The sequence below is a fragment of the Mucilaginibacter paludis DSM 18603 genome (assembly GCF_000166195.2).
GTDB lineage: Bacteria > Bacteroidota > Bacteroidia > Sphingobacteriales > Sphingobacteriaceae > Mucilaginibacter > Mucilaginibacter paludis.
This window is the reverse complement of the sequence record NZ_CM001403.1, coordinates 2,913,717-2,927,287: the sequence shown is the minus strand read 5'-3', so window position 1 is coordinate 2,927,287 and position 13,571 is coordinate 2,913,717. Positions and strand designations below refer to the sequence as shown.

Sequence of the window (13,571 nt, the reverse complement as noted above, 5' to 3'; positions counted from 1 at the left end):
AAATAAAATGATGTTTTATTACATGTTCTTCAAATATCTACCTTGAATTTTCGCCTCCCTGGTTGTTATAGGCTATAGGGATAGCAACATCCTGTAAATTGATAGTTACATCCTGTATATTCTTGATAGAAGACTTCCAGTAAAGTGCTTCTGAAGTCAATTGATAGGCTTGCGACAATTGTAACAACCGCGATTTGGTCTGGGGATGCCAACTGCCTTTAAGTATATTATCCTGTATAAATTCTGATTCGCCGCCGGCTCCCGTCAGTGAATCAATATGCCCTGTTTTATCCTTATAACGTATCAATAAGTCAGTAAATTTTCGATCATGACCCACATAGTTTGTTTTAAAGCTATCGTGATGTTTAAACATAACCGAGATACCAGAGCCAGAAAGCTAACGTCAAATGCCTGATTCGAGATATTGAGCGTATCTGATTTTTGGGCCATTACCCATGTGTGTAAAGCTATTGAAAGTGTTAAAAAAAGAAGATAAATTCTACGCATGGGCAAAGTATGAAGGTATATTGCGTAATGCTTAAGAGTTTGGTAACAGGCATTGCAACCTATAGAACTAAAATCTACAGTAAATCAATAAATATAAATTAAAAAGGCAATGGTACTTAAATTCACACCGCTATAAATCAGCCTCATTTATTATATCCATTATTTTATCCGGCTCAACCCCATTTTGAATAGCCATTTCAGATAGTATTTTCAATTTAGCTTTTTTAATGCGTAAAAATTGGGGAACAATAAATAGCGCTCTTATCATTAAAATACCTACGAGGAAGGCAATAAAATAACCTATAAGAGTCAATATTATTGTTACATAGTAATAAGCCATAAACTTTATATGTTTAGTTTGTAAATCATTGTTTTTTTTAATAATGGACTGAAATATTACCTTTTGGATGTATTGTTATTCAAATTCTTTCCATAATATACATCACCAGGAATATGATGGCCTGCATAAACTTTATCAAGAATATTATACAATACAGGATCATAAGCTTTCAGGTCGTCTGGAGACTGGATACGCATACCTCCATCGTAGAATTCAATATTAGACCAAAACCACCACTGCGTACCTTCTGCCCAGTATTCTGCAACTGTGTTAATGGCATATTGCCCTTTATAAAGGCCCTTGTCCTTAGCATTTTCATAAGCGGCGTTAATTTGTTTGATCATGTCTGCATCTATCGTTTCTAACACGGCCATGATATTGTGGCTGAATTCATGAACCATAATATTTTCGCCAAAATAGCGGGTGCCTGGATACCCAAGCAAATTCTCTTCTGCACAAGATGTTTGTATCCCGCCCATTCCTCTCGCCCGTTGATCCCAATATCCGTGATCCGTCATACTTGCAATCCCGCCTGGTTTGTAATAATTTTCTCTTTCTCCTGGAGTCAACCGGCCATCATCATAAGTGGGTTTCTTCCAATCATGGCATTCTGGAAGATCGGTTTGCATTTCCGACTTTCCAATAATAGATAATCTCGCACCAAGTTTAATCATTCCAGCACGGATGTCGGGCCGTTTTAACAGCATATAGTTGATGATATCCCGAGCAATCAACAGCGCATCATCAGATACCTTCTCTGATGAAATAATTGGGATTCCGAAAGCGTCAGCATATTTTTTATAGAAGGGGTTAAAGCCGTAGCTTACAGGTGGTGAATTAACTATAGCCCTATCGAAACTAATTATTAAAGGCTGGCCGGTAGTTTTATCCTGCGCAATACAATAAACCTGGGACAAAAGAAGGACGATCAGCCCAACTGAAAGCTGTTTAAGTTTTAAAGGAATTAATCTTTTTATACAAAACATATGCATCATTAATTTTAACAGTTTTAGAAAAATAAAATTCTTAATAAAAAAATGGATTTTTAAATAGATATTTTCCAATTGTAACTATATCTTATCTCATAATTCATGCGCACCTGAGTTTATTAGAAACCCAACGGTCCGAAAACGATGTGCTGTATCTCGATGTTGACAGAAAGGTATCCATTGTTTCAGAAAATAATGATGATCAATTCTCTGCTGATTCGTGGTTGATTTACCAACATTCTTGATTATTTTGGAAAGACAGGGCGGTATCTTGTCGCTGGAAATAATAGGCTATCTAATATTTGAATCTACATTGATTTACTCAGATGTCGAAAAGCACGGTAGGAGTTGAGAATAATACAATAAGCCAAATCGTATCAGTATTGACATCGATGTGGCTAATATATTGTTATAATTTGTTAATATCTCCAAAACATCTCAGCATATGGTTCTTAAATTTGTTTATTAGGCAATTAGACATGGCCTACCCAAAAGTAACCAATTAAATACCAATATGATATACACCAAGTATTTTGTACCCCTCGTTGCTATGGCATCGATCACCGTTATAGTGGCATGCAAACGCTCCGCTACTGATGTCGAATCGCTTAAAGTATCAGACACGGCGAAAAAAGAATTAAATGCTGCAAAAACTATTTATTATCCTGCTAATGTTTGGCTTGTGCCGGCAAACAACGATTACAGTAATAATAACAGTGAATTCAGCAATTTCCGAAAATCTGAATCAAGTGATGTAGCTATGTTCTGGGCCAAAGAATACGGAAACGATCCTACCGTCAATCAGGACGCTACCCAAAGATTCAATCCAAACACATCGATAACAGAATTAGAAAGATTTTACACCTGTTACCGAGATACACTGAAATTTGTACAAAAAGGACAATCACTGACTGACCAATACAAAATGTTGACATATATATTTTACAGCACTACCGATGGTAGCGCTTACGGTGGTGGCGTTGACAATAAAGTTGGCGTATTATGGTCGCCTGCTTTACGAATTAATACTACTCCTTACGGAGCTTTGGCACATGAACTCGGCCATTCATTTCAATATATGGTTCATGCGGATGGTGCCTGGGGATTTAACTCCACGCCGGCAGGAAGCAATAGTCAAACTATTTTTGAAATGACATCCCAGTACATGTTGTTCCAAGTATATTTGGGATGGATGACCTTCGAAAACTATCACCTGGTAAGTTTTATGCATCAAACCCACCTCTCCTTTTTGCACGAGGACAATCAATATCATTCTCCATATGTTTTAGAGTACTGGTCTAATAAACGTGGCAGGGACTTTGTAGGAAAAATATGGCGAAATGCGACCCAGGGAGAGGATGCGGTCATGACCTATAAGAGATTAACCGGATTAAGCCAATCGCAGTTTAATGACGAGATGTTTGATGCTGACCGAAAATTTATAACCTGGGATTTGGCCCGTATTGCGCAAGCCGCAAAACCTTATGCAAACCAACATCTTGCAACCTTAAACAGCGCCGGAAATGGCTGGTACCAAATAGCAGAAAGCAACTGTCCACAAAATTACGGTTATAATGGAATTAAATTAAAAGTTCCAGCTTCAGGGACCACTGTAACACTCCAGTTTCAGGGAATTGCAGGCGCTACAGGTTACAGGGCTATCAATATTGATAAAGCGGGGTGGCGATATGGATTTGTAGCCTATAAAAAAGACGGCACCCGCGTTTACGGAAGCGTAAATTCAAGTTCAACCGGTACTGCCAGCTTTGTAGTACCGGCCAATACCACCTACCTGTGGCTTGTCGTAACCGGTGCCCCAACACAACATTGGGAGCATTTAAATGATGGGAATGCTTCAAATGATGAAGAATGGCCTTATCAGGTTAAATTAACAGGGACCACACTTGATGATTCTGTTATAAAATAATTCCAAATTAGAAAAATTCCCGAACGCTGCAGGTACATTTTATGAGTATCCGTAGCGTTCGGAAATATTTAAGAAAATTAAACAAGGATCATCAATATATAATAGGTTATTCTTTTAGTGCGCCCTTCTTTTTAATGGCAGATACATTCTCCATACCTGCCAAATCTGATATTTTATACCATGTCGGCATACCGCGCATTTTATCGGTTATCAATTTTCCGTTAATACGAAGATTTTCAACAACTTCAGATACAATGATAGCAATTAAAATACCGGGATATATCAAACGGATGGTAGCTATTCTGGATCGCAAAAAAAATCAACAAAAGCCTGTTCGTCTTAGCCAGGTCATATTGAACGATCATGCTGATAATACACTTCAAATATTTATTACGGTGGTATCACAATTCCGGGGGTAATGGAGTGTTTCCAAATGACGGGTTGCAGCGACTTCCTATTGCGCATTGCCACACGTCATATGGAAGAGTATAGTGAGTTTTTTAGTACCAAGCTAGCTAAACTGCCGTACATTACTACGGTACAAAGTTCCTTGTGTCTTGTCATAAGCTAAAAGCGATACCGCTTACCTTTTATAATATAAAAAAATAGAGATTGAAAACAACGTTATCATTATTAAAGGGCGAAAAGATGCAGGGAATCTTCCTATGCGAATAGAAATATCAAACCTGTTACTGAAAGTAGAGCCGCCCCAGTTATCATAGAAGTCCCGTGCCTATTGTGTAACGAGCCGTATTAGAAACCACCAGCCCGGGCAAGGACTTCGGATTGGTAGGCGAATATTAAACGGCTCGTACTTTGATGATAGCTTTTCCTAGCGATGTTATTTAAGGGTTTTAAAGGACATGGTTTTTATAGATCTGATGGCGTTAGATTGAGAGCATATCCCGCTACAATTGGCCGAACTTGCTAAAGTCCAAGAACGTTTTAAGAACGTTTTAGAAAAACTGATTGCGTTGACCCCTCTTTGCCAATTTACTTTCTTCCACCTAAGATCTGAATTTAAGCACTAAAGGTGGTCATTTTAAAATTGGCCAATTTGTGCGATTTAATATACTATTAAAATATTTTGCAGATTAATTGCTAAGGAAATGTTGTTCCCGATTGTCGTAATCATGAAAAGTTTTTTCGTAGGCATTAGGACGTACTAAATATCATTGACCGATCACCGTTTTATGGCCCCAGGGTGAGTTAATAGAGTGTTAAAGTAATACTCAAATCGAATTTATAAAACATTGCAACACTCTAAATTCTGGCATGCAAAGGTGCACATTCGGCGTTTGGCAGCACTCCAGATGTGCGTAATCAGGCTTAATGACAAAGTACCGCAAAATAAGAGTGATGGATATTTTGCGAAGTTATTCTGCAAATTTTCTGCGAATAAAAAAACCCAACTCGCCAGAGTTGGGTTAAATCATTGATTTTCAGTGCTCCCCAGAATGGACATAATTCGGACCAAATGGTAGAACAATTAAAAATTTTGAATGAATTGAATGTGGTTTAAAGTGGCTCGATTCTCCTTCGGAATCAGGTTATGATATAGATCTACATTTCGAGTACTGGGTGCCGGCAATGCAGTAAACGACGAGAAAGTTAGTAATGTCGAAAAATGATTTTTAATATCTCGTATCTTGCAGAAACTTTAAAACCATGAAACTTATCATCGAAAAATGGCTGGACACGCAAACGCTGCCGCTGACCGCCGAACCATTACTTGCGGACGCGATCACCTGTTATAAATCGGGTGCTTACAGAGCATCAATGCTTATGTCTTATTTGGGCTTTCTAATGATTATAAAAGACCGCGTTATGAACGGGGACCGGCCGGCAATGTTGCCACTTCATAAATGGAACGAGAAGCGTACTCTGCTTCAAAACGAAGACAAATGGGAGGCCGAAATAAATTCCGCGTTGCAGAAAAAAGAGGAATTTACGGGATCTGGCCCAAGCAAGACTAAAACAGAAGACCCATTCTTTTACATCAGTGAAGGCTTACGACAACAGCTAACCTATTGGAAGGATCGTCGGAACGATTGTGCTCACAATAAAGAGAATATTATCATTGGCGCACATATCGAGGCTTTTTGGGCTTTTATGATTAGCAATTTACCGAAGATCACGCTACAAGGTGGCATGGCAACTTTGTTACAAAAGTTGACTTCCTATTACGACCCGACGCAAACCCCATCTGGGACACCGTTGATGCCGATATTGGAACTGATCTCTTCATCAGTTGAGACTTCGAAATTAGATGAATTTTGGAATCAGGCTTTTACGGTAATCGATTAAACAGGCGACTGGTTTTTCGAACGTCAAAATCAATTCATTTTCCAAGCGCTGAAGCTAAACGATGAAAACGTAAAACGATCGCTCCTAGTGTTATGTTAATCGTGTAATGACGGATAAAGTCTTTTCAGTTTTATTCGCGCATCTTTATTTTCGAACTGCCAGTTAATTTTGCTGTTCTTATTATTTCTGTTGTGTTGCCATGCCGCTACCTCTTCATTGATCTTCAGCATTGTTGAAATATGCCTGTTTAGGCATTGCCCATTCAATACATGCAATTCTATCTCGGCCATATTGAGCCAGCTTCCATGCTTGGGCGTATAAACAAACTCAAACCTATCCCATAGCCTTTTGGCTTCGGCTGGTTCAAATGTCTCGTAAAATGCAGAGGCCGAATGGGTTTTAAAATTGTCCATTACTAAAGTTATTTTTTTCGCTGTCGGGTACCATTCATCTGCTATTCTTTTTACGAATAAAGCCCAGTCCTTTTTGGTTTTAAACGCCGTAATTTCTACAAAGCGCTTGCCCCTCAAAGGCTCGTTGGCCATAAATATATTGACTACCCCATGCCTTATGTACTCGTAATCTACTCTTGCCTCCTGGCCAGGCTTCATGGCTTGAGAGGGCTGCCCTTCTTCTATCAATTGTTTTGGCGACTCATCCATACATACAACCGGAAATTCCTCATCATAAGGTTTTTTGTATACATCCAATACGCGTTCCATATTGGCTACAAATTCGCTGCTTTTTTCCGGTGGTATTACCCAGCCCTTTACTTTCCAAGGCTTAAGTTCGTTTTTTTAAGCACACTTCTTACTGTTACATGCGAAATACTTTCTACATATTCCAACTCTACCATTTTATCGGCGAGTAGCCTTAATGACCATTTAGCAAACCCCTCAGGCGGCTCGCTGCAACACAAGGCAACCAGCTTCGCTTCTACATCGCCATCTGATTTTGTTTCATAAACACGGCTGGTGGGGCGACGATCTAAAACACCTTCAAAACCCTCTTCAATAAACTTTTTCTTCACCCGGTCTATCGTTCGCATCCCTACTTTCAGGACTTTGCTGATCTGTTCATTTGTTATTTTCTCCGCATATTCCCCTTCATCACAATTCAATAGTATATAGGCTGTCCGGAATGTTTGAGAACTATGGGAGCCCTTGTTGATTATCGAGTATAACTCTCCAACCTCCTCTTTTGTAAGTTTTATCGTATAACGTACCATCTGTAATTTGTTTTACAAATATACGCTTTTATACGTCATATTATATTTAACTTAACACTATGAATAATTATTTAAAAATATTTGCGTCAATGCTGCGTAATAAACTTATACCTGATACGGAGGTGGCTGAGGCAATCACGCTTTTTGTAAGCAAAAAGGAATTCGTGAATGACCCGGTCGATCGCCAAGCATTGATCGATAATGGATATGACAAGGAGTTATATAAAAAGCTATTTGTAGAGCCCAATAGAGAATACTATAAAGTTTGGGAAGAGATTAACAGCTTTTCTGGCACCTATCGCCAATACATAGAATTTATGCCCTTGACTAAAGAGGTAGTTGAATTCGTATGCACGGAGTTAGCCAAATCGTATAATCCATATTTCCTTGCGCAAACTTTGGAAGACTTGTTTACCAAAAATATGGTGAAGAAACAGGAATTTAAAGATATTGCGGCAGCAGAAGGAATAACGTTACCGTCAAATCTTCCAAGTTTAGCATAGTTTTAAAGCGGTAAGGGTTGGCTTTACCGCTTCTTGTTTGACCCCTAATTTCCTTCCCCAACTCCAACGACATTTGCAATCTACCCCAACAATCCGCCTATTATTGATTCAAAACAACGAACCATGGAAATGAAATCATTCATTTTCCACAAAATCCGCATATGTTCAGTAAATTGATTTGATAACCACAAACTCAAGAAAGATAAGCAAATCCTATAAGGTTTGCTCCAGATTGGACATAATTCCAATCATTTGGTAGAGTCACTTTATTGAAATGCTGAGTTACCCAAAACATAAGCAAAAATTCCGTTGATTCTTCAACGGCAAGATGTCTTTTTGTAAGACAAAAAGTCTCTTGCCCTCCGGGGGAATTGAAAAAACTCGCAACTCGTTTTTTTTATGGTTGATCAAGTAAATCCAATGGAAGTCATTAAATGCAACAATGGGAAACGATCCAGTTCGTTTTTGAAATGAATAAGTGAAATGTAACTATGGAACAATATAACGTAGAAACAATATATCTATGCCACGATAACGATAATGCCTTAGGATTTGAATTTAAAAACGGGTTATATAAATATAGTGATATTGATTTATAAAACTACAGAGTGATAAAGTTATAACGATAGGTTGTTAATCAGATCTAAAGATATTTGGAACTAAAGTAATTAGATAGGTAGTTATGCTGTTGCACCGCGATGTCGATCAACAGTTACAAAGCTTCACCGTTACGAAGATCCTCGGTTATACTGTTATATAATCTAAAATTCTACTGGAACATCAATAATCAGTTGGCGATTATAAAATGCCACCACCTGTATTAAAAAAAATAAAAAAACTTTGTCAGGTTTGGTCGAGATATGTTACTAAGGGTTATAACAACTCTAGTCCAGGCTTGAAACGAGTAGGGTTCGTACATCAACTTCTAATACTTTCGCAATATCAAACAGCGATTCAACGGTTGGTTGAATGTCGTTAGTACACCATTTAGATACAGTCGTTTTGTTCCGATCCAATTGTTCAGCTAACCAAATGTTAGTTTTCCCCCTTTCTGCTAATACCGCTTTTATTCTATTGAAATTGCGTTTCTCGGCCATTTTAATTGCTTTTATCACTATTTACTGCAAGATAAGCAGCAATTACGAACTCGGCTTTTACATAAAATAGCTTATTTATACATCTTAATTGCTTTTTTATATTTTATAGTTGCTTTTAAATACACTTTTAATTAATTTTACTTTTCTTAATTAAGTGTTTATGAGCATTTATTCATTTGACAAGATCGAAGAGATGACTGAGTTGAATTTTCAACTCACTTCAACGAGCGTTACGGTATTTATTAATTCTATTAATAAAGAGTTGATGTCATATGGGTTGAAAATTTTAAAAAATGAATTTGCAATTGAAAACATCGTTCAAGATGCATATTTAAAATTATGGAATTTTAAAGACACTATCACTGATAGAGGTCATGCTGTAGCCTTTCTTAAACAAAACATCAAATGGGGTTGCCATTCCTATTTCCGTAGTAAAACGACCCGCTTTCATCGCCAGATGATTGAACTGGATTCATTGGAGTCTTACGACGCTATTTTATTACCCAATGCGGTTTTCCATAACGACGAAGAAGTTGACGATAATCTTCAGAATGATCGTTTACGATCCACCTGGACTGCTATTTCGCATATCTTTTATGGTAAAGAAAAAGAGGTTGTTGAGTTATATTTTAAAAACGACCTAACCCATAAACAAATTGCTCTTCGCTACAACCTGTCGGTTACAACAGTAACAATGATACTTGATAAAAGTAAGGCGAAATTAAAAACTATGCTGGTTTCAGCGCCGGAAAAGATGGGTACTAACAATAAGCCAAATCAACTGCCTTTGCTAACTTCTATCAACAGGCCGGACGAGTTTGATGGCTTGAACCATGATCAAAAGCAAATTTATTATTTGCGAACAATCTCTAAATACAGTTTTGAGCGAATAGCCACGGAATTAAAACTGCCTGTTTCCTACGTTCAAAGGGAATACGTAAGAGCCTGGCAAGCGGTGAGCTGTCAAAAAAAAGAAAAATTAACCGCCGCCAAATGGCGAAATCAGTCCGCCAAACAATACACACCCATAAGCGCCTGATCTATGGCAAAATCAATGCATATAACAAGAAAGGTTCAGCTATTGATCAATAGCGCCGACAAGGATTTTGTTTATGAATCTATCGGCAAATTGATGAAATGGCAAAACATCTGCTTTAAATGCGCCAACTTAATCTACACGCATCATTTTTTGCAGGAACAGATCGCCGAAATGGTCTATCTCGCTGAAGGTACAAGGCTTAAATTGACGGATCACAATAAGGATTCAGATGGAATGCTGGTTTCATCCCGAACTAATTCAACCTACAAAATACTAACTAATAAATTTAAAGGACAGATACCAAGCAATATTTTCAATAACCTGAACAGTCAGCTGGTTGCCACCTTTATTAAAGAAAGATCGCTCTACTATGAGGGCGAGCGTTCGATTAAAAATTTTAAACGAACCATCACACTGCCTTTCAGCGCAGAATGCATCCGGCAACTCAGCGAACATAATGAAACCGGTAATTTCACTTTTACCTTGTTCGGAATACCGTTTAAAACCTATCTCGGAAATGGCTTTGATGAGAAACGCGATCTGTTTAAACAAGTAATAACCTCCAATCTTAAGATGGCGACAAGCTTTCTTAAAATTGAACAAAAGAAAATTTATCTCCTCGCCACTTTCGTACAGGAACAGCAAACTTATTTATTGAATGAAGAAGTGATTGCTGAAGCGTCACTATCTCTTGAAATTCCATTATTGGTCAAAGTTGGACGGGTGAGTTTTTCCATCGGCACCAAGGAGGAATTTCTTTACCGGAGACTTGCCATACAAACTGCCCGCAGCCGCGTGCAAACATCAGTTAATGGTAATCGCTCCGGTCACGGCAGGAAGCGCAAACGCAAGCCATTGGAACATTATCTGCATTTGGAAAGAGATTATATAGATCATAAGCTGCACGTATACAGCAGGCGGCTGATAGACTTTTGTTTAAAACACCGTGCAGCTACGCTTATACTAACTGATCAGCAAGAGAAAGAGGAAGCTGCTAAAGCCGAGCCGTTCCTACTTAGAAACTGGAGTTACGGTCAATTCAAAGATAAGATTGCTTTTAAAGCGGCAAAAGTCGGTATAAATCTGATTGTTGAATAGTTTTAAATATTTGAGGCTGCTTGTACAGCCGTAAGGTGAATCTTTAAATGCCTCACTAAGCAGGGTTAAAGTTTAGTAACCTCGCTTACAACGCGTCCTCTTATCGTGTTTTCACCACAATAATGGCAGGGCTAATGAATAGGGTTTCATCGAATGTCTTAACCACTGAAGTGATATTTTATAACTCATATTATTAGATAGGATTAAATATTGGAGGCTGCTTGTACAGCCGTAGGGTGAGGCTTTTTTACCTCACTAAGTAACGGTGAAAGTTTACGATGACCTTACCCGCGCATACAACGGCTCGCTTGTCGTATTTAATTGGCAAGTTGATTTTATAAAATATAGGAATTAGAAAAATGTCGCAGACATGCTCAAGTGACATTTCCTATAACCTATAGTAATAATTTATAACTATAACGAGTAGGTGCTTTTACGAAAAGCCCGTATTGTTGTATTGTGTCGCCATCACGAAGCATGCAGGGTGCAGCTGAGTGAGGCCGTCAAGGACAGGTCACTGGCAATGGCACATTAAAGTATTGAAGGTATGAAAATTCATTCTGGCAATTTATTTAACGACTCCTGATATAATCACATTAGCCCTTGCAGCAATTAACTGATTTTAAGGAATTCATTTAAAGTTTATGAAAACGCTCCTTTTCTTTTTATTTACAGTATTTGCTTCGACCATGTTCATGTGGTCGGCAATATTCACAGGCAAAGACATTGTTACGCATGCTTTTATCGCACTTGGCTTATGGGCATTGTTTGTTATCTATGCCACAAGAAGGCGGCATGTTAAATACTAAGAATGTCTTCCGATCATGATATCCTGTAATAGGTAATTACAGGATCGACGTATTTTAAATTCTATTACAATGCAAAAGCGATTCCTAAAAGTCGCCATTTTCACCTGGTTTTGGGTAACCAACATCATCTCTGCGGGAGCAATCGAAGCCGCCATCCGCCTCCCCACTTATCGTTTTCAATATCTCCTGTTAGCGGGTATACTGTGGACGGTTTATTTGCTCTTTTGGTACAGGCGAATCAAGCGCGAGCGAAAAAGAGGCGAACATGAGCCGGTATGGCGTTATTACTGGCGAACCCGTTTATCAAAAGGAGCATTGTGATCTCCTGATCGGAACATCTTCCGAATAAAAGGGCTGTTACCGCCCTGACGCTTGCCAGCCTTTCGGCGGGTAAGCTTTGAATTACAAATAATATTTAATGAAAAAATTCACGCTAACGTTATTAATTATAATTATTTGCGGATTAACGGCTTTTGCACAGGATAGCACCGGCAGTAACAAAGCCTTTGACATGTTTCAGGGTGCTGAAGTGTACGAAGACGGAATGATGCAAATGCTCACCGGGCTTAGGGATCAGATCTGGGGCCAGGGTGTCGATTTTGTAAATGATGCCAAAGCCCTTTCTGCCATTTTCATGATTATTTTTTTCGCGATCAGATCTTATGAAATGATGGTCGGCGATAAGCAAATGGAAATTATGCCTTTACTCCGCCCTTTCGGTCTGTCGATGATCATTTTATGGTGGAACGTTTTTGTAAGAATGGTTGCGTTTCCATGCGAGCTGGTCGAAAATCAGGCGAAGGACAAATGGCAGACCGCGCAGGTAGAGGCCGACAACCTCCGGGTCAAACGGGCCGAGTTGATGAAAGAAATGGCTGATAGTCTTTATAATTTTCAAGCGCAGACCAGTGTCGCGGAAAAGGAATCAGATACCTGGTATGGTCAGGCCTGGGATCAGGTCACAAGTACGGTTAAACAAGGGATATCTACCGTTGTAGGACCAATATTGGAATTGAAGCAAAGGCTTCAAATCAGCCTTCAATTACTCCTTACACAGCTTTTAGAGTTAATAGCGGTATGGATATTAAGGATCGCCACCTATTTCGTATTCTTTATACAGGTTTTCTATTCCAGCTTACTTGTGCTACTCGGCCCCTTTGCGATAGCGGTCAGTATCCTTCCGGCATTCAGAGATAGTTTTACGACTTGGGTTGCCCGTTTTATTTCTGTAAATCTCTATGGCGCGATAGCCTACCTGATCATGTGGTTGTCAGCGTACATACAGCAATATGCAATGACCGTGGAGATCAGCCGGTATCAGGGTATTTTGCATGGAAGCGGTACCGCCAATAAAATGGCGGAGTTTGCCATTTTTGCATCTAATGGTATACTATCTTTCGGAACAGTGATCGTCACTTTTTTAATTGGCGCGATTGCCATGTTTACCGTGCCCAGTATATCAACATGGGTTGTATCTACTTCCGGTATAAGTTCAGCGGCATCTACTTTTGGCAGGCAGGCATCTGTGGCCTCCAAAGTGGTTACTAAGACTGTTACCGGAGTGTTTTAAGCGAACTAAGGAAGCCGCTTGATTGAACATGGGCGGCTTCCTTTTTTTAGCGGGTTGAAATATCCGCACTATTAGCCGGTTATTCCGGCCACCATTGAAATCTGGATTTTCTAATTTCAAGGTGCTTACATGAATAATGATACGGCCGGGTCCGTAA

General features: G+C 39.0%; 15 protein-coding genes. 9 read left to right on the top strand and 6 right to left on the bottom strand.

The window, feature by feature from the left end; translation table 11 throughout:
- Positions 1-37 precede the first annotated feature (37 nt).
- From MUCPA_RS36050 to MUCPA_RS38665, 3 genes are all read right to left on the bottom strand, one after another.
- The gene (locus MUCPA_RS36050; protein WP_008506701.1) at positions 38-373 is read right to left on the bottom strand and encodes a hypothetical protein; all 336 of its coding nucleotides are present in this window, start codon (positions 371-373) and stop codon (positions 38-40) included.
- A gap of 264 nt (positions 374-637) precedes the next feature.
- A complete protein-coding gene (locus MUCPA_RS12235; RefSeq protein ID WP_008506700.1) occupies positions 638-847 on the bottom strand; it encodes a hypothetical protein in 210 nt (69 codons plus the stop codon).
- A gap of 56 nt (positions 848-903) precedes the next feature.
- On the bottom strand, positions 904-1,911 hold the full coding sequence (locus MUCPA_RS38665) for a glycoside hydrolase (RefSeq protein ID WP_211339648.1): 1,008 nt from the start codon (positions 1,909-1,911) through the stop codon (positions 904-906).
- 439 nt (positions 1,912-2,350) lie between these two features.
- Between MUCPA_RS38665 and MUCPA_RS12225 the strand changes: the two genes are divergently transcribed.
- The gene (locus MUCPA_RS12225; protein WP_008506697.1) at positions 2,351-3,763 is read left to right on the top strand and encodes a DUF6055 domain-containing protein; all 1,413 of its coding nucleotides are present in this window, start codon (positions 2,351-2,353) and stop codon (positions 3,761-3,763) included.
- 106 nt (positions 3,764-3,869) lie between these two features.
- On the opposite strand, the gene MUCPA_RS12220 is transcribed toward MUCPA_RS12225, so the two are convergent.
- A complete protein-coding gene (locus MUCPA_RS12220) occupies positions 3,870-4,076 on the bottom strand; it encodes a hypothetical protein (protein ID WP_147425556.1) in 207 nt (68 codons plus the stop codon).
- Positions 4,077-4,148: 72 nt separating this feature from the next.
- Here MUCPA_RS12220 and MUCPA_RS39530 point away from each other — a divergent pair, with 72 nt between their 5' ends.
- The gene (locus MUCPA_RS39530) at positions 4,149-4,334 is read left to right on the top strand and encodes an Lrp/AsnC family transcriptional regulator (RefSeq protein ID WP_394330569.1); all 186 of its coding nucleotides are present in this window, start codon (positions 4,149-4,151) and stop codon (positions 4,332-4,334) included.
- Positions 4,335-5,431: 1,097 nt separating this feature from the next.
- Positions 5,432-6,070, top strand: a complete 639-nt coding sequence (locus MUCPA_RS12215) for a hypothetical protein (RefSeq protein ID WP_008506693.1) — start codon at positions 5,432-5,434, stop codon at positions 6,068-6,070.
- A gap of 95 nt (positions 6,071-6,165) precedes the next feature.
- Here the strand turns inward: MUCPA_RS12215 and MUCPA_RS37705 are convergent.
- Positions 6,166-7,298, bottom strand: a protein-coding gene (locus tag MUCPA_RS37705; RefSeq protein WP_233276784.1) for an IS630 family transposase whose coding sequence is annotated in 2 segments (ribosomal slippage) — positions 6,166-6,869 and positions 6,869-7,298 — 1,134 coding nt in all. Because the reading frame shifts where the segments join, the coding sequence is not laid out codon by codon here.
- A gap of 59 nt (positions 7,299-7,357) precedes the next feature.
- Between MUCPA_RS37705 and MUCPA_RS12200 the strand changes: the two genes are divergently transcribed.
- A complete protein-coding gene (locus MUCPA_RS12200; RefSeq protein WP_040625877.1) occupies positions 7,358-7,801 on the top strand; it encodes a hypothetical protein in 444 nt (147 codons plus the stop codon).
- 884 nt (positions 7,802-8,685) lie between these two features.
- Here the strand turns inward: MUCPA_RS12200 and MUCPA_RS12195 are convergent.
- Positions 8,686-8,898 (bottom strand): helix-turn-helix transcriptional regulator, encoded by a 213-nt coding sequence (locus tag MUCPA_RS12195; RefSeq protein ID WP_008506690.1) that lies wholly within the window; start codon positions 8,896-8,898, stop codon positions 8,686-8,688.
- A 160-nt stretch (positions 8,899-9,058) separates the two neighbouring features.
- Here MUCPA_RS12195 and MUCPA_RS12190 point away from each other — a divergent pair, with 160 nt between their 5' ends.
- From MUCPA_RS12190 to MUCPA_RS12175, 5 genes are all read left to right on the top strand, one after another.
- A complete protein-coding gene (locus tag MUCPA_RS12190) occupies positions 9,059-9,937 on the top strand; it encodes an RNA polymerase sigma factor (protein ID WP_008506689.1) in 879 nt (292 codons plus the stop codon).
- A gap of 93 nt (positions 9,938-10,030) precedes the next feature.
- The gene (locus MUCPA_RS12185) at positions 10,031-11,035 is read left to right on the top strand and encodes a hypothetical protein (RefSeq protein ID WP_217220480.1); all 1,005 of its coding nucleotides are present in this window, start codon (positions 10,031-10,033) and stop codon (positions 11,033-11,035) included.
- Between the two features lie 644 nt (positions 11,036-11,679).
- Positions 11,680-11,844, top strand: coding sequence for a hypothetical protein (locus MUCPA_RS37700; RefSeq protein WP_157543887.1), 165 nt, complete (start codon positions 11,680-11,682; stop codon positions 11,842-11,844).
- 69 nt (positions 11,845-11,913) lie between these two features.
- A complete protein-coding gene (locus tag MUCPA_RS12180) occupies positions 11,914-12,165 on the top strand; it encodes a hypothetical protein (RefSeq protein ID WP_008506685.1) in 252 nt (83 codons plus the stop codon).
- A 97-nt stretch (positions 12,166-12,262) separates the two neighbouring features.
- Entirely contained in the window at positions 12,263-13,414 is a 1,152-nt protein-coding gene (locus tag MUCPA_RS12175) for a plasmid transfer protein (RefSeq protein ID WP_008506684.1), read from the top strand.
- Positions 13,415-13,571: the final 157 nt, after the last annotated feature.